This window comes from Nostoc sp. C057 (assembly GCF_013393925.1).
In the GTDB taxonomy this organism is placed as follows: domain Bacteria; phylum Cyanobacteriota; class Cyanobacteriia; order Cyanobacteriales; family Nostocaceae; genus Nostoc; species Nostoc muscorum_A.
The window spans coordinates 2795192-2818671 of the sequence record NZ_CP040281.1 but is presented as its reverse complement, the minus strand read 5'-3'; the positions used below and the strand labels follow the sequence as shown (position 1 = coordinate 2818671).

Here is a 23480-nt window from a genome sequence, read left to right as displayed (position 1 = left end):
ATGATGATTTATCGCACCATCAAAAAACCTTAACCGAGCCGTATTGAGAGCAGTGATATAGTTTAATTATTTAAAATCGCTGACCTGTAGTAACTTCAAATCTAACTTCTCCTTGGTCGCTAATTCCTAAGTCGCCTCGAATTAACCCAAAAGGTGAGTTCAAGCGCAATCCTAAGCCGTAACCAAAGCCACTTCCAGGTTTGTCTCGTAAGACTCCTGGTTCTCCTAACACGGTTTCGCTAGACCCGAAATCTGAGGCGAAGTCAGTAAAGACAACTCCCCCTACTGACTGGAAAATTGGGAAACGATATTCTACGGAAGCTAAACCATAACTCCGACCACTGGCAACTTTACCATAACCGTAACCTCTGACAGAATCTATTCCACCAATATTAAAAGCATCGGCTGGTGGGAAGTCTCCAATAGTTGTACCAATTTGTAAATTAATCGCCAACATTTCTGGATTATCGGTTGGTTTACCATTACCTATCCAACTAACTGGAAAATACTGAATATAGTCTCCCCGTAAGCGGTTGCTGGAAATATTCCCCAGTCCAATGGGAATCGCTTGTTCTGTGCTAAAGGTGAGGATTGAGCCTTGAGTCGGATTGTCTCGGCGATCGCGTTGATCTCTGGATACAGCAAATGATACTGTAAATAAGTCATCAATTCCAGTACCGCTCACAGATAGAGGACTCCCTAATCTATCGACCTGGACAACGTTATATTCTCCATCGCGTAGGCTAATTCTGGTATAGTTGAGCGCCACAGATGTATCCCACTCATCAAAAGCTCGTAAAAGTGCCACCGAACCACCAAACCTTCCTTCTCGCACTTTGTCACCGTTAGCCAATCTGATATCTTCGTTGAAGGTTCCCGATGTATTTCGATTACGAAAACCTCTAACGCTATAACCTAAGCGGTTTGGTTCTTCTGAACGATAACGACTAGTAAATTGACCATCAAATTGGACATCTTTAGTGCTAAACTGCAAAACTGTATCTAATTTATCGTTCAGACCACTAACATTTTCATCTTTATAACCCACCCGACCGTATAGCCCAACGTCATCGTTATTACCGCCTCCTAAGATAAGAGAAGGGAAGCTACGCTCTTTGATTGCATAAAGGATATTAACACTGGAACCATCTTCTTTAGAGTAGACATTGACTTGATTAAATGACTCTAATCTCCTCAATCGTTGTAAGTCTGCTTGAAGTAAATCTTCACGGAATAGCTGACCTGGTTTGAGTCTCAGCAAACCAATGATAAAATCTTTTTGAGTTCGCCCTTTGATTGGCAGACCTTTGTCATTAATAAAACGAATCTGGATATTTTTGACAATTTTTTGGGAAATTTCCAGCGTCTGGCTATCTCCTAAACTAACTCCTATATAATCACCATATTTGGCATACTCTCCCTCTATCTGGATCGTAGCTTCTGGTGTCACAATCCCACTAGCCCCATCTTGAGTAGATGGTTGCAAGTCTGCAAGGGCCTCTGGATTTTTACCACCCACTAACATTACTGCGATCGCAACTACAGTTATTTGAACTCGCATATTGAAAATCCGTTAGTGTTATTAAGTTTACAGCATAGAGCGGATCTCTTGTGCGTAAGTTCTATATTAACCTTGTTATTGGGTATCCCAAAATCCGGTTGCTTGTTTCCTCAGTACTCAGTATAAACTGTCAGATTGTTTTAAAATTGCGATTTTTAAGCTCGTGTTTGGCTTTTTTGTAGATAATTAAAGTGGGTAATTATCTGGTAAATCCACCTAAACATAAAAAGCCATGAGACAAAAACCTAAACAACAAATGCGTATATGGGCGGTGTTGTGTCATTTCTCGGCTTTGTTGGGATGGATATTATTGTTTTTTTTAGTATTTATTGGCATTCCTTTATATTTACCTTTAAATCTTTTAGCTCCCCTGATAATTTGGCACTTTAAAAAATCACAATATCCTTGGATTGATTTTCAAGGTAAAGAATCATTAAATTTTCAATTTTCCTTAACATTATATACATTGATTGTCATAGCAATATCCTTAGTTTTTTTGTTAACTAGCTTTGGTCTGATGATGATTAATAATGGTTCATCCAATGAAATAAAAAATATTTTAGACGGCTTGTTAATTGTACTAATATCCTTAATTTTATTCAAACTCATATTACAATCGTTTGTAGTGACTTTTGCATCTGTAAAAGCTTACAAGGGTGAGTATTATCGTTACCCTTTTACAATTAGAGTTTTGCGATAATTGTAAAATTTATTACAAACAATAAAAATTACATACAATATAGGTAAAAATTATATGATTGGAATTGCGATCGCAGGCACTGGATTTGGTCAAAAAGTTCACATCCCTGGATTCCAAGCACATCCTCAAACTGAGGTAGTTGCTGTCTATCATCGAGATATAAATAAAGCTAAAGCCATAGCAGAATCCCATAATATTCCTCACGCCTCTGATTCTCTGGCTGATATTGTGGCATTACCAGAAGTGCAAGCAGTCAGTATCTCTACGCCGCCATTTTTGCACTATGAAATGGCAAAAACTGTACTGCAAGCTGGGAAACATTTATTACTAGAAAAGCCGACAACCTTAAATGCAGTCGAAGCTAAAGAACTTTATCAGTTAGCGAAAGCAAAAGGTGTAATTGCAACTGTAGATTTTGAATTTCGCTTTGTACCAGCATGGCAGTTATTTGCTGAATTACTATCAGAAAATTATGTGGGTGAGTTGCGCCTAATTAAAATTGATTGGTTAGGTTCTTCTCGTGCTGATACTTCACGCCCTTGGAATTGGTATTCTGACAAAGACAAAGGAGGTGGTGCATTAGGATCTTTAGGTTCCCACGCCTTCGATTACATTCACTGGTTATTCGGGCCAGTCCGTAGATTAAACGCCCATTTGAGTACTGCGATTCCTACACGAGTTGACCCTGTTAGTGGGGAATCTAAGCCAGTGAATACAGATGACAACTGTATATTAACCCTGGAATTAGCAAATGGTACACCTTGCCAACTTTCTATCAGCGCGGTTGTTCATGCAGCAAGAACCCATTGGATAGAAGTATATGGCGATCGCGGTACATTAATTGTAGGCAGTGAAAATCAAAAAGATTATATCCACAGCTTTCGTGTTTGGGGTTCCCAACCAGGTAAACCGCTAACGGAAATAGAAATACCAAATCGGTTAATTTTTCCCAAAAATTATGCTGATGGGCGGATTTCGGCATTTATCCGCGTAGTAGATCAATGGGTACAGGGAATTGAACGCAATCAGGAAATTACACCATCACTACGGGAAGGAATTTATTCTCAGCTGTTGATGGATTTATCCCATGAATCTCATACAAAAGCAAGTTGGGTAGATGTACCTAGCTTGGAAGAATTTCTTAGCAACTAGAGAGAATATGAGCAAAACTCCCCGTATTCGTATCCCGCCGGAAGTCAAGAAATATGTTTTTGAACGTGACAAATATCAATGCCAAAGCTGCGGTAAAACTACTACAGAAACTCACCTCACCATTGACCATATTATTCCCCTAGCCCGTGGTGGTCAAAATGATATCAGCAATTTACAAACTCTCTGTCTTACCTGCAATCAGAAGAAAACAGATAATATTGACCCCCGCTTCCGGCGATATTTTCAGCATTAGGCTAGAATTGTGTGGGCTATTCGTTTCTTATTTCTATGCCTCAAAATCACAATAGCAATTCCCGAAGATTCCCCAATATTAAAACTACAATTCTTTACCTCTTCACCTTCATGACTGTTTTAGTAATAGCCTTTCCCTGGCTATATGAGGTTAAAACTAAAGCTGGGATCAACATATCACGTAGCCGCCATGCAGGAACCTTTTTTGAGAAACATACATTTGGACTCTTCAGGTGTGAGTGGCTTTATCCCTACCATTGCGATCGCTCCCAGGCTAAGTAAAGAAAATTAAAAAGAGAAGGGGAAAATTTTCCCCTTCTCTCTGTGTGAGATTTTTACCGTGCGTCCCTACATTTATCCCAACTGATTGGAGATCGCACTAACATCAACGGCTAACTTCTTGCCTAACTTGAGCAACTGAAGACACTGATTATCTCCTTCATTCCCAACGCTAGTAATACACACCGGCGCTATTTGACTGTGCAGACAACTAAAGTATAGTTCCTGCGATCGCTGTAGGGAAACATCAATATTTAGTTGATCCCCGACATCAATCAACCGCTCCAATAGTTGGATATCTGCATTAAAACTACCATTGGCATCGTGCAATAATTGCCAAAGCGATCGCGCAATTAACTGTTCTAACATCTGCTTACCGTCAGGAATATTCAGCCGACAACGCAGATGTTTTGCTTCAGTTGCGATCGCTTCCAATTCTAAGATGTGACTCCAACTTTTTTGGGGATCAGCGATATCTTGCTCAAGCGATCGCAATGTCATCAGACAGCGATGCCCTAAAGCAATATCTGCCGCCACTTGCAATTCTTGCGGTACTGCGATTTCATCTCGATGAAACGCCATCAGCACCCCATAATTATCACGGTAGGCTTGGGTATACAACTGTCCTAAGCGTGTCAGTGTTTCCTGACTAAGCAGCCGCATAATCCGGTGGCGTTCTTCAGCAAATAGATTTTGTAAGCTGAAAGCTTCTTCGCCAAATAGCTGTGTCATCGCCAAAATAGTATGAGCTGCACTAGCTTGTTTTAGTGCCCCAAACAGCTTTTCTTTTAATTGGCTGTAGTCACGCCGCCCGGTAAATTGTTGAATGCAGCAGTGGAAATCCCAGCCTCCCAAATGCAGAACCGCAAATACCAAATGCTCACTTTCCCAAGTAATCTCTGATACCAGCTTTAAATTTCCTACAGCCAGAGTTAGCGATCCCATCCGTTGCAGTTGGTAATCTAGCTCATTGGCAGCATAGCAATAAACTTTTTTGTGGTAACGCTGAGATTGTTTGTCAGCAACATCTTTTCTAGGCAAAGAATTGTGCGTCTGTGCTGGTTTCTGATTGGTAAATAGGGAAGTAATGGCGTAATGGGATGCTACTTGCTTAAAGCCAAGTTGGGCAGTTAACACGAGTTGCCGATAAATTTCCGCACCGTGTTTGAATTCATCGACATTACTGGGGGCTAAACCAAGACGTTTGACAAAGCCTTTTTCTAACTGTACACCAGCCACTTCCCCTGCCAATTCCAAAGCACGGGCGGCGTAGCGCAGAATTTGTGTCCCCTCTGGACGGGAAATTTCTTCAAAAAACCAACCGCAACTAGTGAACATCAACAAAGCATGACGCTGCATTTCTAACAGACGCAAAGCATCTACTTGTTCGGCTGCTGTTAGTTTGTGGGTTTGATGACGGGCTAAGAAACGGTTGACATTGCCAGCAGAGCGATCGCGCATTACTTGGATATATTCATCCCGTGTTTGCCAGGGATCGCGAAATAACTGCCTACCATGTTCCTCATAAACCTCAGTTAGTTGATCCCGCAGCCAATTGAGGGCATCCCGTAGGGGGCGACGCCATTTCTGATGCCAAACACCACCTTCACCACCGCAACCACAGTCATCTTCCCATCTGCCGACACCGTGGGCGCAACTCCAGGCTGTGACTGACTTTAATTCCACTTCCCAACCGGGAGAATTTAAGCTCAGGTAATGGGCGAAGTTCGTTACTGTCCAACCTTGTTGAGGAAACTCTTTAGTAAAGGCATAGGCTAAAGTTTTCTCTGTTCCCTTCTTGTGATGTCCAAAGGTTTCCCCATCTGTCGCCACCGAAATCAGCTGTGCTGGACGATGATCCCCACGCACCGCCGAACCGATACGTCCGGCAAAGTGACTGGAGTTATAAACCACATCACTAAAACCCATGTCCCGCGATATCGGGCCATCGTAGAAGAAGATATCAATGTAGGGTAATTCTTCTCTACTACTCTCTTTAGGGCTAGTGGCGATCGCACTCAGAGGTGAAGATGAAGTGTCAAGTGTGGGCTGTAAATAACAACGATAGGGACGGGTAGAATCAATCTGACTACCGCCGACTTCGATCCATTCCGGATGGGGATGCTCTGGAGTAGGGAGGGGACGGCAACGCAGGGCTTGAGACGGTGCAAGGATAATGAAGCGAATACCCTCAGCAACAAGAGCTTCTAAGGTTGCGTAGTCTACAGCAGTTTCTGCTAGCCACATCCCTTCGGGATCACGTCCAAAGCGAGAGCGGAAGTCTTCTTTACCCCAGCGAATTTGAGTATATTTGTCGCGTTCATTCGCCAGAGGCATGATGATGTGATTGTATACTTGCGCGATCGCATTGCCATGACCATGCAAGCGTTGGCTACTCTTGGCATCCGCCTCTAAAATTCGCTGATAAACTTCCACATCGTAGCGTTCTAGCCACGACATCAGCGTCGGCCCGATATTAAAACTAAAATACTCATAATTATTGACGATCCCCACCACTTCACCTTGGTCATTTAAGACTCTGGCAAAGGCGTTTGGACGATAGCATTCCCAATGAATCCGCTCATTCCAGTCATGGAAAGGTGCAGCGCTCGGTTGGCGTTCAATTGCGTCCAGATAAGGGTTTTCCCTCGGTGGCTGGTAAAAATGACCATGCACCGTCACATAAACACCATTAGCCTTTCTCAGGGGATCGGTTTCTTTGGTGTTATTGGGATCTGAATGTAATGTTAACGTTGAGCCAGAGCTAGCTGGCATTTCAGCAGCAGAAGTCATGTATATTTATCCAAAACAAAAAACTTGCAGTTGCACCGAAAACATTGTGCATAAACCTTTCTCCAATGGTTTAAACACAAAATCCGGTATAAACAACAACTATGGAATCCAACCAAATTTTTGACAAATCTTTCTCATTGTAGTGGGAAATCTGCGTTATCGCACAGCCCTTTCCCTGAAGGCTCAAATGTAATTAGCCATTGAACAAAAACTCAGTTAGGGGTTTCCTCGTTAGCAGCGCCAATTAAAATTTTAATTGTCTTTTAATATATTAAACCCCATTGTTGATGTAATATGTTGGCTCCAATTCATACTTTTGCAACGAAAGATTACAAAAACTCCTTAAATCGCAATCTTATTTTACATACGCTGTAGTGAACTGAAAACAGTACAATTTCTGAATTGGTCTACAGGTGGTTGAGAGTACCATATCGGAGTGATGAGTGAAAGTAATTTTTAATTCAACACTCCAAATTTAAAATTTAGGATTGCTAGCTGTGAATGATACCCTCAACCCAAAACAACAAATGTCAACCAAAAACATTATCCTTTTCGTTTTATTACTGTTTATCCCAGTTTCTGTAGCAGCCCACTTTCTGGAGTGGGGAGAATTGATAGTTTTCATTACGGCTGGATTAGCGATTTTGCCCTTAGCAGCTTGGATGGGTACAGCCACAGAAGAAATTGCTGTCGTAGTGGGACCGTCATTGGGGGGCTTGTTAAACGCCACCTTTGGTAATGCAACAGAACTAATCATCGCCCTAGTAGCGCTGAACGCCGGGTTAATAGATGTAGTTAAAGCCAGTATCACGGGATCGATTATCAGCAACTTACTACTGGTAATGGGTTTTTCTATGCTTTTGGGAGGACTGCGCTACAAAGAACAGACGTTTCAGCCAATTGTGGCGCGGGTGAATGCTGCTTCGATGAATTTGGCAGTGATTGCCATTTTGATGCCAACGGCGATGAATTATACCTCTCAAGGAATTAATGAAGAAACACTGCAAAATCTTTCTATTGCTGTTGCTGTAGTATTAATCCTGGTTTATGCGCTAACGCTGCTATTTTCAATGAAAACCCACTCCTATTTATATGACGTGGGTGTAGCGGAGACAGAAGCAGAGGAAACCCCTCATGTTAAACCAAATATGATGTTGTGGGTTGGCGTGCTGCTAGTATGTACCTTGCTAGTGGCACTTGAGTCAGAAATGCTAGTAGATTCTCTGGAAGTGGCCACATCTCAGCTAGGTTTGACGGCACTGTTTACAGGGGTAATTTTGGTTCCCATCGTCGGTAACGCGGCTGAACACGCCACAGCAGTCACCGTGGCGATGAAAGATAAGATGGATCTTTCCCTTTCGGTAGCTGTGGGATCGAGTATGCAGATTGCCCTATTTGTCGCGCCCGTGTTGGTAATAGCTGGGCGGATATTGGGTAAACCAATGGATTTAGATTTTAAACCCTTTGAATTAGTAGCTGTGGTTGTTTCAGTGTTGATTGCAAACAGTATAAGTTCTGATGGTAAATCCAATTGGCTCGAAGGCACTTTGTTATTAGCTGCTTATACAGTATTGGGATTCGCCTTCTACTTCCATCCAGTTATGGAAGGTATGGGGTAGTTTAGCGATGGGTAGGCGTAGCCGTCGTAGCCATTGCTCTTGATGATTTTAGATTCTTTTGGTTCATCATTCCTCCACCCGGTTTTCCCTCTTCTGCATGACACAAATCCAAAATCTGTTAATTACACCCTTTTGCCTGGGACAGGGGAAAATAAGAACATATAAGAGCGATCGCCTGTATGAGCTACTGCCTTAATCCCCATTGTCCCAAGCCTGAAAATCCTCATGATGTCAAGTTTTGCCGGACTTGCGGTTCTAAGTTACTCCTTAAAGAACGTTACCGTGCTATCAAACCAATCGGACAAGGTGGTTTTGGCAGAACCTTCTTAGCTGTGGATGAAGATAAACCATCAAAACCACGCTGTGTAATTAAGCAATTTTATCCCCAATCCCAAGGCACTAACACTCTTGCAAAAGCTGTAGAGTTATTTAACCAAGAAGCGGTGCAGTTAGATGAACTGGGTAAACATCCCCAAATTCCCGAACTCCTGGCATATTTTACCCAAGAAGACCGCCAGTATCTTGTACAAGAATTTATTGACGGGCGCAACTTAGCCCAGGAATTGGCACATAGGGGTGCTTTCAATGAAACGCAAATCCGGCAACTATTAAATGATTTATTGTCAGTTTTACAATTTTGTCATGCTAGACACGTAATTCACCGTGATATTAAGCCAGAAAATATTATTTTACGTGGCGGCGATCGCAAACTAGTATTAGTAGATTTTGGGGCGGCTAAATCTGCCACTGGCGCTGCCTTAAATCAAACTGGTACAAGTATTGGTAGTCCAGAATATGTTGCCCCTGAGCAAATGAGAGGTAGGGCTGTTTTTGCCAGCGATATTTACAGCTTGGGTGCTACCTGTATTAATTTATTAACCCAGCGATCGCCATTCGATTCTTATGATACTAACAACGATACTTGGGTTTGGCAGAAATACTTAAAAACTCCTGTTAGTAATCATTTGAGTCACATTCTCAACAAAATGCTAGAAAGCATTCCCGTTCGGCGTTATCAAACAGTAGATGAAGTTCTTAAGGACTTAAATCAACATTCGCAAATAGCAGCCACACCAGCGATAAAGCCAAAGCCTATCCCTCAATCACCACCCGCTTTTGTATCGCCCTCTCCTAGTCAAATCGATCTAGAATTAGAGGAAATGAAAACTCAATTTTTGGGTGGCAACAAACCTCAACCAAATAAAATACAACCACCAATTTCCACATCTCAGCCGACGAGTAAAAACGAAATAGATCAAGAATTAGAAGAATTAAAAGCCAAATATCTTGGCAATAATAATCCTTAAAAATCAATAAATAGTGGAGAATTGCTATTATCTTTATCTCTTCCTCTGCGTTCTTTGCGCCTCTGCGGTTCCTTAAAAAAAGTGGCTCTGAAACTCAGAGCCACTACTAAATCTGTATTTTGAAACTGACTAACCTTTCACAATATTCTGATACAGATGTGCAAAAGCTTACTTACCAGCTTCAGCAATAGGAACCCATTCAGTATGGAAACTTCCGGGCTTATCAAGACGCAGGTAGGTATGTGCGCCAAAGTAGTCGCGTTGTGCTTGAGTTAGATTTTGAGGCAAGCGATCGCGGCGATAGCTGTCAAAATAATCCAAGGAGGCGCTAAATGCGGGTACTGGAATTCCTACTGTTGCGGCTGTCGCAATCACTTCCCGCCAAGCAGTCTGTCTGTCGAGAATTGTCTGCTTAAATTCGGGAGCTAACAGCAAGTTAGGCAAAGCTGGATTTTCGCTAAAAGCCTTCTTAATCTTATTCAAAAAGCGAGCGCGAATAATACAACCACCTTTCCAAATCCGCGCCATTTCGCCCAGATCCAAATTCCAGTTATATGTTTTTGAAGCTGTGGATAGCAACGCCATCCCTTGAGCATAAGAACAGATTTTTGAGCAATAGAGAGCATCGCGTACTTTGTTGATAAAGTCCTTGGTTTGCCCGTCATACTTGCCACTGGGGCCTGTGAGGACTTTAGATGCTGCAACCCGCTCATCTTTAATCGAAGATATAATCCGGGCATTAACTGCTGCTGTAATTGTGGGAATAGCAACTCCCAATTCCAATGCAGTTTGCACAGTCCAGCGTCCAGTTCCCTTTTGACCGGCTGCGTCAACAATCAAATCCACCAGGGGTTTATTTGTTTCTGGGTCAATATATGGGAAGATATTCTTCGTAATCTCAATCAAAAATGAATCGAGTTCATCGGTGGTATTCCATTCAGCAAACACATCATGTAGCTGACTGGGGTTTAATCCAGCGACATTTTTCAGCAAGTCGTAGGCTTCAGCAATTAGCTGCATATCGCCATACTCGATGCCGTTATGTACCATCTTGACATAGTGGCCAGAACCACCAGGGCCAATGTAGGTTACACAAGGACCATCATCGACTTGGGCAGCAATTTTGTTGAAAATTGGTGATAGAAACTCATAAGAGCTTGTTGTACCTCCAGGCATCAGAGATGGGCCATTTAGTGCCCCTTCTTCACCGCCACTGACACCCATACCAAGATACCGAAGCCCTGCGGGTTCTAATTCCTGAGTGCGGCGTTCTGTATCTTCAAACCAAGAGTTGCCACCGTCGATAATGATATCGCCTTCGTCTAACAAGGGTTTGAGTTGAGCAATCACCGCATCCACTGGCTTACCAGCTTGCACCATTACGAGAATTTTGCGGGGACGTTCCAATAAGGCAACGAATTCTTCTAAGGTAAAGGCGGCTTTGACGTTCCGTCCTGTAGCACGCTGCGCCATAAACGCATCCGTTTTTTCTCGGGAGCGGTTGTAAACTGCAATTGGGAAGCCATTGCGCTCTACGTTTAGAGCGATGTTCTCACCCATAACGGCTAATCCAATCACACCAAAGCTTTGTAGTGTCATAAAAAATTTCTGGCTAACTCTCTTGCAGATCCTTTTACTTTAAGGGTAGTCCGATATTTTCCGTTCTCCCCTAAAGAAGACCTTAAGAGTTGAATAAAGGGCAAAAATCCACAACTAACACGGCTAATTAATTTTAAATTGTATCTAAATCAACAATTGACTGACAAAATTTGCAAAATTGTTAGTTGAGGGACTGGGGACTGGGGACTAGGGACTAGGAAGGAATTTAATTCACTAAATTACTTTTTCTTCCTAATACCTAATACCCAATACCCGATCCCTAGTCCCGAATCCCTAGTCAAAGGAGTAACCAAATAATGCTGGCATTTGTCCTAGCTTTGGTGGTCGGTATTGGTAGTTTAGCCATTTACATAGCAGCTTTCTTTTTTCCAGAAATCCACCGCAAGAATGACTTTATCTGGAGTGGCGTAGGACTATTCTATGCTTTAGTCTTATGGGTGTTTGCACCACGCATTACTGGAGGTTTGTTGCTGGGTCATGTGGCTAGTGTGGCTCTTTTGGTCTGGTTTGGCTGGCAAACTCTATCATTACGTCGCCAATTGACGCCCCAGGCACAACAAACGCAAGTACCTAGTCCTGAGACGGTGAAAGCTGGAATTCAGGAACAGGTAAATAAATTGTCCCTTCAAGAACGGCTGGGCCAGTTGCAAAAAGGTCTGGGTAGCACCTTCAGTGGCGCGAAAGATAAAGTGCAACAGACAGTGAGTAAAAAGACACCCACAACCCCCAAACCAGAAGACATTACCTCTGTACTATCAGAGAAACCTACTGTTGAGATTATCGACAAAACTACTGCCATACCAGAACCACCAGTAGAGGAGATAGTTACTACTGACACCGAAGCAAAAACTGAGATTGTACCGGAAGCGATTCCACCACATCCCCCATCTCCTGAATTGGTAGAAGCAGCGCAACCAGATTTAGAAATTGAGGAGAAGCAACCGATTCCCGTAGAAGAAATTGCGCCGGATGCGGTACTGGCTCCCCCAGCAGAAACGCCACCTGAAGAAATACCGCCTAATCAACCTGGTTGAATTCTGTGAAACCCAGCGTTAACCTAATATAATGTTGGGTTTCACTATTTCCATCAGCGAGTTCTGGGTTTACCTCAGTAAATGCGAATGTAACTTTATCAACCATGTGTTGCCGCTTTTTATTCTACTAATGCCTTCGCTAAAACAGCAGCAGCTTCAAAAGAATCATGTAAGCCAAGACTTGTTATTTTGTCCTGAGCATCCAATGGGACTAAACTTGATTCCTTTAATAATTCGGTTGCCAATAAATGCATTAGTAAGAGTTTATCAGTGTGGGATAATTCTTTAACTAACGGTATGAGTTCGGTAAGAAGCATAAGTTAAGGCTTTAATGAATTTAGATAGATTTTAGAGCATAGTTTAGGGAAGGCTCTTAGCTAACTAGGAATAACAATTATGAACATCCAACTTAAGACGGAATACGAGCAATTTATACAAACCAGAATTGCTACAGGTAGATATGAAAATGCTGAAGATGTTATTGCTAAAGCATTGAAACTGCTGGAAGAATGGGAGAAGGGTTATCAGGAATGGGAAGAAGAAACCCAGAAAAAAATAGCTGTTGGGCTTGCTTCTATCGAACGTAGAGACGTAATAGATAGTGAAGTGGTGATGGCGCGACTGTCTGAAAAATTACGCAAAGCGCGTGAGACTCAAGGATAATGGAATATTTTATTGCCAAAGAAGCAAGCCAAGATTTAGATGAAATTTTGGATTATTTTCTAGTTCGCAATATCAACGCAGGGGAAAGATTTATTCAAGGATTTAATAAGAAGTGCCAAAACATAGCTCAATTCCCGAATATAGGACGAAGCTACGCCAATTTTGATCCAAGCCTTAGAGGAATACCCTTAGATAGCTACATTATTTTTTATCGAGTTTTTGAAGATAGTGTTGTGATTGTGCGGGTAATTAGCGGTTATCGGGATTTAAAATCTATATTTACAGATGTGGACGATCAATAGATTTTTGAGTTGTCCAATTTAGACTGTTTCTCTTTTGGCAAAATATATTCTTGTAAAATCTGCAAAGTATATGTTTCAACAGAAAGCCCTTGCTGTTTAGCTTGTTTTGCAAGATACTCTTCTAATTCTGGTGGCAAGTTAAGGGTTAAGGTCATAAAGTTTATTTTGAGTTACTCCATAAATTTTAGCTGTGCTACATTACTACAGGATCTTTTTTATTTTGAGTCGCTTGCTCTTTAGCGTCACCTGCTCATTTAACGTTGCAGCAATAGTTGAAATCTTGCATCATCCCGAATGCTATCAAAATCAGGATTTATTTTTGCTTCTATACGGCATCGAGAGGGATTGATATTAATTGCTTGTTGTAGGTTCTCAATGGCTAAATCAACATCATTTTGTAAGGAGAAATAGCAAGCTTTGCCATAATAGCCACTCTCATCATTAGCTTGTATTTCTAAAGCTTTCTCGCAACTAACAAGTGAATCTTGGTAACGCCCTGCACGAGCTAATATAATGCCCTGGTTAGCCCACCAAAGTGGATGTCCTGGTTGAAGTTTTATAGCTTCATTGAGGTTAGCTAATGCTTCATCATAACGCCCCAACAAACTCAAGCTCAAACCCTTGTTGCTCAAAATCTCAGGAGCATCAGGTTTAATCTTTAAGACTTGATCACAGATAATAATTACCTCTTTATAAGAATGTAACCTCATCAGTATAACAGTTATGTTTCTCAAGACATTTAGGTTATCATCTTTAATTGCTAAAGCTTTATTGAAACTAGCAAGTGCTTCTTGATAACGCTCTAATCCTGCCAGTAATGAGCCTCGGTTCTTCCAAGCTTCGCCATAGTCATCTTTAATTTGCAAGGCTTTATCGTAGTTATTGAGCGCCTCTTCATAACGACCTAATTTTCCCAAGACATTGCCCTGGCAGAAATAAATTATGGGATTATCATCTTGAATTATTAAGGCTCTGTTATAACTCATAAGCGCTTCTTCATAACGATCTAGATTATCCTGCTGAACACCTAAATTTAAAAATAGACTACTGCTGAATTCAGGATGACTAGGATAAGTATCATTTGCAATTTTTTCAGCCTGCTCTATGGTCTTCTGTAGCAAATCAACTTGCTGATTTGGTTGACTACGTAGGGATTTGTACAACAGTCCAGCATATTTACCCAGTCCATCTTCCAAAAAGTCAACTTGAGTAAAACAAGGTCGTAATGCTGCCTCTATTTCTTCTTTGGAGGGGCCAATAAGATTCTCGTAGTTAATTTCATATTTAGCTGGATTTTCTGCTAACATCACCCAACTAAAGAAAAAGCCCAATTTTATGCTTTTCAGAAACTTATTAGTTGAATCGGGCAAGAGGCGATAATTCTCTACTGCTGCTTCTGCGATAACTGCGGCAAAAGGAATCATTACGACTTCAAGTTGATTAAGATAACGAGAAGCAAAGAAATTGGAAATAAATTGACGCTGACCCTCATCTCTTCTTGCAAAGAGAGCGTGATAGAGAAATTCAGCCGTATATTGACACCAGTCAGAGTTATCGTATTTTTCTGGTTCAGGGGTATCTGGAGCAACTTCTTGGTTTGCTTGTTGCTCAAAATATGTGGCTAGCAGTTCATGGGTTTCACGAAATCGCGTTCTGTCTTCATTACAAAATGACACGCGAAAAACATTACGAGCCACATCATCCAACCGATATTGACTTTGAACAAACTCAACAAAATCGCACTTTGTTAGCCAATCAAAACAGTCTATACTTGCATGAACACCAATTTCAAAGTCTATTCCTTGCTTTTGCATCAAGTACTGAATCAACGATCGATCAAACCAACGACAACAAGCGGCTAATTGTACTATATGTTTTTGATTTGCATTTAGTCCTTGCAGTAGCAGATCAGTAATTGCTTTATTACCACGGGAAAAGTCGTCAATATCTCTACCTGCTTCCTTCTCTCGTCTAATCCAGTTGAGATAGTAGGGTAAGCCTTGAGTAGCTTTATATATTTTCTGAATATCTCCAGATTTAGTAAAGCCAATATGCTGAAGATATTCCTTAGTTTGTTCTTTGTTGAATTCATCTAGGCGTTGTTCATAGATTACATCCCGATCCTGTTGCAACTTACGCCAACTTTCTTTTTCTAATAAAGAACGTCGTCCTGCCACCAAAATACGTACACCATAAGACTTAAGAGGTGTATCTTCTAACAAATACTGCCACAGCCAAGTGTCAATATCTGACGGTGCTTTTTCATAGGTATCTAGAATCAGCACAATTGATTGCTTCTTGTGTTTTTGAGTTTTTTGGATCAACCCTTGAGCAAATGCATGAGTCAACTTGGGTATTGGTTCCAGCATCAACTCCTGAAGCTCTTTGTCGTTCTTCGTTGCTGGATGCTGTTGTAGGAGTTCTTGTATACGCTCTTTTGTCGGTTTGAGTGCCTGTGATGCATCTGATAACATTCCCCCAGCCTTGACCGTAGCATCCAAACCTAAACTCAATGCTGTTCCATGATCTCCCAAATAGCCTGCACCTGTAGCTAGCAGTGTGGCTGTTCCTAGTTCAAACCAATCCTTAACTGTATTTTGTTGCTCTGTATCAACTGATTTACCTTGTACAGGTTCAGTTTTCAGCTTGTAAACAGTTTCCTGATACTGCTCATAAAGTGATGTAAAAGGGTCAGGTTTAGGTAATAAATCCCTTCGCCAGAGTCCGGTAGGTTTTGGTAATAGCTCATAAAGCTTTTCCATTAGCTTCAGTGGCGTTTCAATACCTGCTGTAAGCCCAAAGGAAACCTCTGCAAAGTCAGCTTGCAATTGGTGCGTCTCTTTCAGTTTTTTGATGAGGGTAGTTTTACCAACTCCCCCAAACCCATAAACCTTAAGCAGCAGTGGGGTTGATTCTGGAGATACCAGTGCTTTGGCAAATTAAGCTAGAAAGTCCTGAGCCTGTTTGCGAGAGATGTAATAAGGTATTGGAGTTGTCATCTGGCAGTGGAAATACTTGGTCAGATGTATAGATTTTAGCGACTCTTACTTAAATTCAACATCTTAAATTCCTTATTTCAAGGAATTCTATAAAAATTAGATTGAACCATTGTAATTTTTAATGCTAAATCTGAGCCTTTGAGGGCAACTGGCGATGTCTGATGATAAACTGTAAAGCGGCTACACGCACCATTAGCCATAAAACTTGCTAGCGAAACGTAGCCTAGTAAAGCAATCCCAGTCTTGACGAGATTACTTTGGTTCTCTGCGAGAGGCTACGTCAACGCTTGCAATGACGAAAATACTACCTTTGCGTAAATCCTAAAAGTAAATTTTATTAACTTCGCCCAACTCAAATTCAACAGAAAAGTTATTCAACTCTGGCGCGGAGTGCAGGAGATGGAAAGAGACTTCCAAATCCAACTTGTCGCTCATTTAAGGGTTCTAGAGCATCGTTCCAAAGACTTTCATAATAAAAGAAAGTTACGCCTAGACCGCGTTCTTGGGCAGCCCGCACTTGAGACTTAATTTGCTGCATAGGAACTGGATTATTTCGTAACCCAGTCATAATACCAATTCCAGTTGGAATTATTTTTTGGGCTTCTTGAATTTCTGAGCGAGAAATATTAGCCACAAAACTTTGCAGATTCGGACGATAAACTTGCACAATTAATTCGTCTACAATATTTTGCCGTATCCAACTCAGCCAGTCTTGCAGGTGAAACTTATAAGCAAAATCATAGTAATTAGGAGAAACAGAGAAAATTGCCTGGGGTTTTCTCTGTTTCACAGCTTGGTTAAGTTGTACCATGAACGCCGTAATTTTATCTGCCCGCCACTTTACCCATGCCGCATCTTGGGAATTCTTTGGGGGAGCATTCTTGGTTTCTTTGGTGTACAAAGCAACTGTATATTGGTCGTAGCCAAATTCGTGAGGCAAACTCATGTGATCGTCAAACTGAATGCCATCGGCATCATATTGAGTGACAGTTTCCAGCACAAGATTAGTGATGAACTGTTGTACTTGCGGAAGGAACGGATTCAGCCACATCACCTCACCAGCCGCACTGATAGAAGTTTGGCTACCATCCCGCTTTTGTGTGAACCAATCAGGATAATTCAGTGCTAGTTCTGATGTTGGGGGAGCCATGAAACCAAATTCAAACCAGGGAATCACTAACAATCCTTTGCGATGGGCTTGGTTAATCAGGTCGGCAAGAATATCATGTCCTTCTGAACCTTTATAGACAAAAGGTTGAATACCTGCACGTTGTGCGATCGCACTAGGATACATCACATAGCCAGAATTCCACACTACAGGATAGATTGTGTTGAAGTTCAGCCGTCGTAATTGACTTACCGCATCCTGGACTTTGGCACGATCCTTGAGGGTGTCAAAATCATTGGTGGTCATCCAAACCCCGCGAATTTCTTGACGGGGTATCTGTGCGATGGCGCTGAAGCGCCCACCTTCGGTGATCGCGGGAGTAAAACTATCTACCAGTAATACCGTAAAAAAGGATATTAAAATGAGAATCGGAAAAAGATACTTAAGTAGTCGCCGCCAACTTTGAATAATAAAAGGTGATTTCATAAATTTGAATGGTGCATTAGCTACCCACACACGCCATTGCTCGCTTTTACGATTGAATCTACTAACCATATAGTCTACAAGTATTTATGCTTAGTACAGGATTGATGAGTTGGTAGTTGTTTGTTCCCTGCTTATGGAACTTTTGCACCAGAAAAACTAAAGCAGACAATATTAAGATAGTTGACGCAGCTAGTAAGCATTTGTGCCCAATAGAGATTGAAATGGGCAATAGAACACTTGTACCGATCAGTTCAACTGTTCTCTCTGGCAAGTTTGAGGCATCGCAAGCTCGCTGTGAGATGTTGCATTTGGTGCAGACTCTCATAGAGAAGTATTGGTTATATTCCATCTCTCTTCGGGACTTCCAAAATATAAAATCACAGATATTCTATAGAAATGATAATCACTGATGTATAAACTTCCCCTAATAAGTTAATGGAAACTTTTAGAAATAGGAGTTAAGCTAACGATTCAAGTAAAAATAATTTGGGAGACTTAAACTACTAAATTTAATCTCAAATTTCATTATTTATTTGAACTAAATTAGGAAAGATAACTTTTTTCTGTAACTCTTATAGAATGATTTAAATTATCTTTAATATATTCAAGGATACCTTGAGCTACATGCTCTGCAAGCTTAACTGGGACAGCATTACCTATCATCTGCTCAAGGTCTGTTTTTGTTCCTTCAAAAATGAATGTTTCAGGAAAAGTCTGCAAATAGCTTCTTTCAATTGTAGTCAATGGACGCAACTTTTCTGTAACGTTTACTGGATCTTTAGGGTGCTTTTTATAGGTTTTAGGAATAGGACGATTAACTCCTCTTACTGTTGGGCTAGGTTCATCAATACTAAAAATTCCTCTTCTTTGGTAACTTCTTGGATGTCTGTAGTAATATTGAATTTCTAATTTATTTCCCAGATAATCTCTAATGGTCATTGGCTTGGCTGCCAACCTTTTTTTCAGGTAAGGTTCTAGACTTTCGTCTTTTCCTTTTAACTCTCCAAAGCAGAAAAATCTTTTTCGCTTTTGAGGGACACCGCACAAACTAGCATCCAAAATTATTTCACTTAAACCATATCCAGTATCTTTAAATATTTGTTTAATCTCTTTATATTTATTACTTTTACGAAATAGGTCTACGTTCTCTATTAAAAACCACTGAGGAAGAACACTTGTAACTATCTCAGAAAATACAATACTTAAATCTCCTCTTCCTAAATTTTCATCACGTTTACCGGCGCTAGAGAAATCTTGGCACGGTGGGCCGCCAATAATAATTTCAGGGCATATTTCTCTAAAAATTTGATAGTTTCTCCTTAAATTATTAAGATCGTAATCAAAAATCTCATGGCTAAAGTTTTTTTGATAAACATCTATAGCTGGTTTCCAATTATCAAATGCTGCTACAATATTAAAACCAGCATTTTGAAAGCCTAAAGATAAACCTCCACAACCAGCAAAAAGGTCTAAAACTCTAATACCAATTTAATATGAAGCTGCATATAATAGAGGAAACAAACTCGATAAATTAAAAGAACCATGAGCCGCCCTTTTAAGATTGAAATCGCAGAGAGCGAAGAAGAACTTAAAAAACGTTTACAAACAGCGAATTTAGGAACCCAGAAAGAAAAGCTTATTATGCTGTGGTGGATAAAAAGCGGGCAGGTTAAAGAGCAGCAAGATATTGGAAAACGCTTGGCAAGAGATACTTCATACTCTCTGTCCCAATTGGTAATTTTTTTGTAACATCAAAAAATAACCTAGTAAAACCAAAATCGCTCCAAATGAATATATCTAAACAGTGTTGGTATAACTTTGATGTTTTACCAACAGTTTTCCATACTGGCTGCATTACTAATGGAGATTGCATTTCTATATGATCGTAAAGTAAATTATCTAGACTCTCTGTCAATCTTGAAATATAAGGAAGCATATTACTAATACTAATCCAATCAGTAATTTCACTACAAACAGGATCAAGATATTTAAGTATTTGTTCTCTAGAATCTTTAAATTTTTCAGCAATACTTAATGTTAAATAAACTATAGTATCTGGACGAGTAACAATTTCACAACCATATTTATGATCGGGTAGTCGACAAGTTGAATTATCTGGTAATGCTGTTAATTTAATTTCTATGCCACGCAAGCAAACGTCATAATTAAAAGTATTTAATGTAACCAAGTCTACTCGTGGCAATCTTCCTATAACTAGTTTTCTATAAGGAAGATAATCGCTTTCAAATGCAAAAAATAAGTTAGGAGATAGTGGTGTAATACCAAAAATATCGGTTACATCAATTTTCCCATGTTTAATTTTTAGGTTTTTATCAAGAGTTAAATAGACTAGCTTTAGCCCTTGACTGTGCATATAGCAAGCCAATGAAGCAGGAAAAGAATTATTAAATTGATTTTTCCCCAACTATTGACCTGAGAGAAATCTCTGTTAGATTTAGTTAATCCAAAAAGACCAGGTTGTACTGTATTTTGATTCATTAGTTTCTTTTTTAGATACTCATTTAAATAGTATCTTCCGCAATCAGTGATTTTGCTGCAACACTATTATGGATATATTATGTGTCTCTCATCAAAAATTATCCTTTTGGTGTATATACTTAAAACAATGTATTGAATAATGCTTCTAAAATTACTAACATCTTCCACACCCCAACTGTGTAACAATAGAGAACTGTAATAAGAAAAATATTGTTAAGGTAATTTAGTGAGTTCAACTGCTCAATCCACGGCAAGTGCGCGTCGCGTGGTATTTCCTTTTACGGCAATTGTGGGCCAGGAAGAAATGAAACTGGCGCTCCTATTGAACGTGATTGACCCCAAAATTGGTGGTGTAATGATCATGGGCGATCGCGGTACCGGTAAATCCACAACTATCCGGGCGCTGGCGGATCTGCTGCCAGAAATTTCTGTGGTTGCCAATGACCCTTTCAGTAGCGATCCTAGCGACCCCGACTTGATGAGCGATGAAGTCCGCCAACTCTTAGAACAAGGGGCAGAAATTCCTGTAACTCATAAAAAAGTCCAAATGGTAGACCTGCCGCTAGGAGCTACAGAAGACCGAGTTTGTGGCACAATCGACATTGAGAAAGCTTTATCTGAAGGTGTCAAAGCCTTTGAACCAGGACTGCTGGCAAAGGCTAACCGGGGCATTCTCTATGTGGATGAAGTCAACTTACTAGATGACCACCTCGTAGATGTGCTGCTAGATTCCGCCGCGAGTGGATGGAACACTGTAGAACGGGAAGGTATTTCAATCCGTCACCCAGCGCGTTTTGTTCTTGTGGGTTCTGGAAACCCTGAAGAAGGCGAACTACGCCCGCAACTGCTCGATCGCTTTGGGATGCACGCAGAAATTCACACGGTAAAAGAACCAGCCTTGCGGGTGCAAATCGTAGAACAACGGGCGGATTTTGACCAAAATCCTCTAGTATTTCTCGAAAGCTGCAAAGCACAGCAAGAAGCATTGCAAGAGCAAATTGTCAATGCTCAACAGCTTTTGCCACAAGTGAAACTTGACTATGAACTGCGGGTAAAAATTTCTGAAGTCTGTTCTGAATTGGATGTAGATGGTTTGCGGGGTGACATTGTTAGTAACCGCGCCGCGAAAGCCTTAACAGCTTATGAAGGACGCACTGAAGTTACAGTTGATGATATCTGCCGTGTGATTACGCTATGCTTGCGTCACCGACTGCGGAAAGACCCCCTAGAATCGATTGATTCTGGCTACAAAGTCGCCAAAGTTTTTAGCCGCGTCTTTGGCGTAGAATTACCAGAAACTGATACTGCACAAAAAAACGGCACAGGTCAAAAGTTAGGGGCTAGAAGTTAAAAATTACGAGTGAGGAGTTAGGAGTTAAAAGTTTTGAATGGAAAGCTGCTTCATAACTAACAACTCTTAACTCAGCACGGGCTAAACCCGGATTTCTCACGGATAGTGTAGGCAGAGGGAGAAGAGGAGTGTGGGGAGTGTGGGGGGTAAGACTTCTTCCCCATCCTCCCACACCCCTTGGATTTCTCACTTGTGAGAAATCCAGGTAAAGTCCCCGTTACCGCTAATAATATTCAACACTTACTATGAGATTTTGGTCTTTTTGGTTCAACAGCTTTGTTTTATCTAGCCAATACAACCCACCCAGGTTTGTAGAATTATTGATGCTTTTATTAGCGATCGCTATGCTGGCAATAGCCAGTATTTTACCGGACATACCCTATTTAATCTTAGGCTTGAGCCTAGTAGTTGGGGCATCTATTTCTATTTTAGTGCGGGAAGCGATCGCGCCCTCACCCCAGGCGCGAATTACCCAACTAACAGCATCGTTATTGCTGATCATCAGCCTCTATGGGTTTGCTGATTTAATGTACAGTATTTAATCGGGAATGGGGAATAGGGAATGGGGAATGGGAAGAAACTTAATTAACAATGCCCAATCCCTAATACCCAATCACCAATTCAGCATTTCTACCAATTCCATACACAACTTATTAATTTCCTCTAAATCAGGTTTATGAGGGAGGGTAGATTGTTCGTAGACAACCTCCATTTCAGCGACTAAATCTTCTGCCATTTTCATCACTTGCTCATAAGAATACTCACCCTTCAAAATAGCTCTTAAATCTTCAACATCACCAGCTATTCTTCTATCTACAATCACTTCACCTTGACGCAATATTTCTACTCCACTGCGTAATAATCTAATGCAGTGCATCCCATGTTTGAGGTCAAAACCCGACTTTCTTTCCATTTCTGCTCTAGCCGGATTTCTATTTTCCTGCCAAGATAAATAAGCCTTCCATTCTCTTAAAGCTATTTGATAATTTTGGCTTTTCTGAAGCAGGCGGATAAAATCTTTACGGCTATTGGTTAAATTTTGAGTATATTCTAAATTTTCATCGGGTAAAGTATATTGTTTTAACACTCCTTTAAAATCAATATCTGCCGTCAGCAATTTGTATAACTGTTCCGCTTCTTCCAAAAACTCAATTCGTCCTCTGATTAAGTTATAAAGATACTCCAGAAAAGCATTTAGCTCATCTTTGCTGAGGGGGGCTTCGTCTTCTATGGCGAAGTCAGATGGTATTGGCTTTTTTTGTGGTGGCTTTAACAACCATTTACGATGAGTTTCCATCTTTTTGATTTGAGCAAAGGCATAACCAGTGTAAGTATGTTTTACCTTCTTACTCAAAAATAGCTGCTTATGATTAATTAAATGCTGTCCGACTGCGCTTACAAAAGGATAGTTATTTAACCAGAGCAATTCTAAAACATTGGGATTCGCGCTGGCTAATAACAGGAGGATTTTTCTTAATTCATATATAACTGTGTCTTTGTTACCATCCAGAAATGAAAATATTCCTGGTTCATCCCAACCAGTATCTTTTTGTTCTATACGATCAAATCCCAAGTAGTACCTTTTGGGCGCGATAAATACTCCCCGATAATCAAAGTCTGAATCAGGACGATTTAAACCATAGCCGTGGCTACCTGCCAAACCAATTAAAATAGTTCTTTGCTCAACTTCTATTCTTTCCATATCACCTGATGAAAATATAGCCATCCTAACTCACGAGTTAGGCAGGTGGGGAG

20 protein-coding genes are annotated in these 23480 nt (G+C 40.8%); 10 read left to right on the top strand and 10 right to left on the bottom strand.

Annotated features, from left to right (window positions below; all coding sequences use genetic code 11):
• Nucleotides 1-70: 70 nt before the first annotated feature.
• Nucleotides 71-1561: a BamA/TamA family outer membrane protein gene (locus FD724_RS12285; protein ID WP_179072824.1), complete on the bottom strand. Its 1491-nt coding sequence runs from the start codon at nt 1559-1561 to the stop codon at nt 71-73.
• A gap of 232 nt (nt 1562-1793) precedes the next feature.
• On the opposite strand from FD724_RS12285, the gene FD724_RS12280 reads away from it, so the two are divergent.
• From FD724_RS12280 to FD724_RS12270, 3 genes are read left to right on the top strand one after another with little or no spacing between them, the layout of a single operon-like run.
• Entirely contained in the window at nt 1794-2261 is a 468-nt protein-coding gene (locus tag FD724_RS12280; protein WP_179072823.1) for a DUF4870 domain-containing protein, read from the top strand.
• Nucleotides 2262-2315: 54 nt separating this feature from the next.
• A complete protein-coding gene (locus FD724_RS12275) occupies nt 2316-3413 on the top strand; it encodes a Gfo/Idh/MocA family protein (protein WP_179072822.1) in 1098 nt (365 codons plus the stop codon).
• 7 nt (nt 3414-3420) lie between these two features.
• Complete coding sequence (locus tag FD724_RS12270; RefSeq protein WP_179072821.1) at nt 3421-3666, top strand: HNH endonuclease; 246 nt, start codon at nt 3421-3423, stop codon at nt 3664-3666.
• Nucleotides 3667-4019: 353 nt separating this feature from the next.
• Here FD724_RS12270 and FD724_RS12265 read toward each other — a convergent pair whose 3' ends face one another.
• Nucleotides 4020-6737, bottom strand: a complete 2718-nt coding sequence (locus FD724_RS12265; RefSeq protein ID WP_179072820.1) for a DUF3536 domain-containing protein — start codon at nt 6735-6737, stop codon at nt 4020-4022.
• 527 nt (nt 6738-7264) lie between these two features.
• On the opposite strand from FD724_RS12265, the gene cax reads away from it, so the two are divergent.
• Together cax and FD724_RS12255 are read left to right on the top strand one after the other, a co-directional pair.
• Nucleotides 7265-8356 (top strand): calcium/proton exchanger, encoded by a 1092-nt coding sequence (gene cax / locus FD724_RS12260; RefSeq protein WP_179072819.1) that lies wholly within the window; start codon nt 7265-7267, stop codon nt 8354-8356.
• Nucleotides 8357-8535: 179 nt separating this feature from the next.
• On the top strand, nt 8536-9663 hold the full coding sequence (locus tag FD724_RS12255; protein WP_179072818.1) for a serine/threonine-protein kinase: 1128 nt from the start codon (nt 8536-8538) through the stop codon (nt 9661-9663).
• 168 nt (nt 9664-9831) lie between these two features.
• Here FD724_RS12255 and gndA read toward each other — a convergent pair whose 3' ends face one another.
• Nucleotides 9832-11262 carry an NADP-dependent phosphogluconate dehydrogenase gene (gene gndA, locus FD724_RS12250; RefSeq protein ID WP_179072817.1) on the bottom strand — a complete coding sequence of 477 codons (1431 nt, stop codon included), beginning with the start codon at nt 11260-11262 and terminating at the stop codon, nt 9832-9834.
• Nucleotides 11263-11579: 317 nt separating this feature from the next.
• On the opposite strand from gndA, the gene FD724_RS12245 reads away from it, so the two are divergent.
• Entirely contained in the window at nt 11580-12317 is a 738-nt protein-coding gene (locus FD724_RS12245; protein WP_179072816.1) for a Ycf66 family protein, read from the top strand.
• A 119-nt stretch (nt 12318-12436) separates the two neighbouring features.
• On the opposite strand, the gene FD724_RS12240 is transcribed toward FD724_RS12245, so the two are convergent.
• Nucleotides 12437-12634, bottom strand: a complete 198-nt coding sequence (locus tag FD724_RS12240) for a hypothetical protein (RefSeq protein ID WP_179072815.1) — start codon at nt 12632-12634, stop codon at nt 12437-12439.
• Between the two features lie 79 nt (nt 12635-12713).
• Between FD724_RS12240 and FD724_RS12235 the strand changes: the two genes are divergently transcribed.
• Nucleotides 12714-12980, top strand: a complete 267-nt coding sequence (locus FD724_RS12235) for a type II toxin-antitoxin system ParD family antitoxin (protein ID WP_179072814.1) — start codon at nt 12714-12716, stop codon at nt 12978-12980.
• Entirely contained in the window at nt 12980-13282 is a 303-nt protein-coding gene (locus FD724_RS12230; protein ID WP_179072813.1) for a type II toxin-antitoxin system RelE/ParE family toxin, read from the top strand. The genes FD724_RS12235 and FD724_RS12230 overlap by 1 nt, the downstream gene beginning before the upstream one ends.
• Here the strand turns inward: FD724_RS12230 and FD724_RS12225 are convergent.
• From FD724_RS12225 to FD724_RS12205, 5 genes are all read right to left on the bottom strand, one after another.
• A complete protein-coding gene (locus FD724_RS12225) occupies nt 13276-13437 on the bottom strand; it encodes a hypothetical protein (RefSeq protein ID WP_179071156.1) in 162 nt (53 codons plus the stop codon). The genes FD724_RS12230 and FD724_RS12225 overlap by 7 nt on opposite strands.
• 99 nt (nt 13438-13536) lie before the next feature.
• On the bottom strand, nt 13537-16110 hold the full coding sequence (locus FD724_RS12220) for a tetratricopeptide repeat protein (RefSeq protein ID WP_179072812.1): 2574 nt from the start codon (nt 16108-16110) through the stop codon (nt 13537-13539).
• 541 nt (nt 16111-16651) lie between these two features.
• Nucleotides 16652-17875, bottom strand: coding sequence for a glycoside hydrolase family 10 protein (locus FD724_RS12215; protein WP_256874538.1), 1224 nt, complete (start codon nt 17873-17875; stop codon nt 16652-16654).
• 543 nt (nt 17876-18418) lie between these two features.
• Nucleotides 18419-19357 carry a DNA cytosine methyltransferase gene (locus tag FD724_RS12210; RefSeq protein WP_218651535.1) on the bottom strand — a complete coding sequence of 313 codons (939 nt, stop codon included), beginning with the start codon at nt 19355-19357 and terminating at the stop codon, nt 18419-18421.
• Between the two features lie 187 nt (nt 19358-19544).
• Nucleotides 19545-20300, bottom strand: a complete 756-nt coding sequence (locus FD724_RS12205; protein WP_256874537.1) for a HindVP family restriction endonuclease — start codon at nt 20298-20300, stop codon at nt 19545-19547.
• 300 nt (nt 20301-20600) lie between these two features.
• On the opposite strand from FD724_RS12205, the gene bchI reads away from it, so the two are divergent.
• Entirely contained in the window at nt 20601-21725 is a 1125-nt protein-coding gene (gene bchI / locus FD724_RS12200; RefSeq protein ID WP_179072810.1) for a magnesium chelatase ATPase subunit I, read from the top strand.
• Between the two features lie 245 nt (nt 21726-21970).
• Nucleotides 21971-22267, top strand: coding sequence for a hypothetical protein (locus FD724_RS12195; protein WP_114084259.1), 297 nt, complete (start codon nt 21971-21973; stop codon nt 22265-22267).
• Between the two features lie 71 nt (nt 22268-22338).
• On the opposite strand, the gene FD724_RS12190 is transcribed toward FD724_RS12195, so the two are convergent.
• The gene (locus tag FD724_RS12190) at nt 22339-23427 is read right to left on the bottom strand and encodes a DNA polymerase beta superfamily protein (protein ID WP_179075489.1); all 1089 of its coding nucleotides are present in this window, start codon (nt 23425-23427) and stop codon (nt 22339-22341) included.
• Nucleotides 23428-23480 lie beyond the last annotated feature (53 nt).

Excerpts from the sequence above, each read along its gene's own strand:
- FD724_RS12280 (WP_179072823.1), top strand. The coding sequence starts at position 1,794 with ATGAGACAAAAACCTAAACAACAAATGCGTATATGGGCGGTGTTGTGT.
- FD724_RS12225 (WP_179071156.1), bottom strand. The coding sequence starts at position 13,437 with ATGACCTTAACCCTTAACTTGCCACCAGAATTAGAAGAGTATCTTGCA.
- FD724_RS12265 (WP_179072820.1), bottom strand. The coding sequence starts at position 6,737 with ATGACTTCTGCTGCTGAAATGCCAGCTAGCTCTGGCTCAACGTTAACA.
- gndA (WP_179072817.1), bottom strand. The coding sequence starts at position 11,262 with ATGACACTACAAAGCTTTGGTGTGATTGGATTAGCCGTTATGGGTGAG.
- FD724_RS12255 (WP_179072818.1), top strand. The coding sequence starts at position 8,536 with ATGAGCTACTGCCTTAATCCCCATTGTCCCAAGCCTGAAAATCCTCAT.
- FD724_RS12285 (WP_179072824.1), bottom strand. The coding sequence starts at position 1,561 with ATGCGAGTTCAAATAACTGTAGTTGCGATCGCAGTAATGTTAGTGGGT.
- FD724_RS12230 (WP_179072813.1), top strand. The coding sequence starts at position 12,980 with ATGGAATATTTTATTGCCAAAGAAGCAAGCCAAGATTTAGATGAAATT.
- cax (WP_179072819.1), top strand. The coding sequence starts at position 7,265 with ATGTCAACCAAAAACATTATCCTTTTCGTTTTATTACTGTTTATCCCA.
- FD724_RS12270 (WP_179072821.1), top strand. The coding sequence starts at position 3,421 with ATGAGCAAAACTCCCCGTATTCGTATCCCGCCGGAAGTCAAGAAATAT.
- FD724_RS12240 (WP_179072815.1), bottom strand. The coding sequence starts at position 12,634 with ATGCTTCTTACCGAACTCATACCGTTAGTTAAAGAATTATCCCACACT.
- FD724_RS12245 (WP_179072816.1), top strand. The coding sequence starts at position 11,580 with ATGCTGGCATTTGTCCTAGCTTTGGTGGTCGGTATTGGTAGTTTAGCC.
- FD724_RS12235 (WP_179072814.1), top strand. The coding sequence starts at position 12,714 with ATGAACATCCAACTTAAGACGGAATACGAGCAATTTATACAAACCAGA.
- FD724_RS12275 (WP_179072822.1), top strand. The coding sequence starts at position 2,316 with ATGATTGGAATTGCGATCGCAGGCACTGGATTTGGTCAAAAAGTTCAC.
- FD724_RS12215 (WP_256874538.1), bottom strand. The coding sequence starts at position 17,875 with ATGAAATCACCTTTTATTATTCAAAGTTGGCGGCGACTACTTAAGTAT.
- FD724_RS12195 (WP_114084259.1), top strand. The coding sequence starts at position 21,971 with ATGAGATTTTGGTCTTTTTGGTTCAACAGCTTTGTTTTATCTAGCCAA.
- FD724_RS12190 (WP_179075489.1), bottom strand. The coding sequence starts at position 23,427 with ATGGAAAGAATAGAAGTTGAGCAAAGAACTATTTTAATTGGTTTGGCA.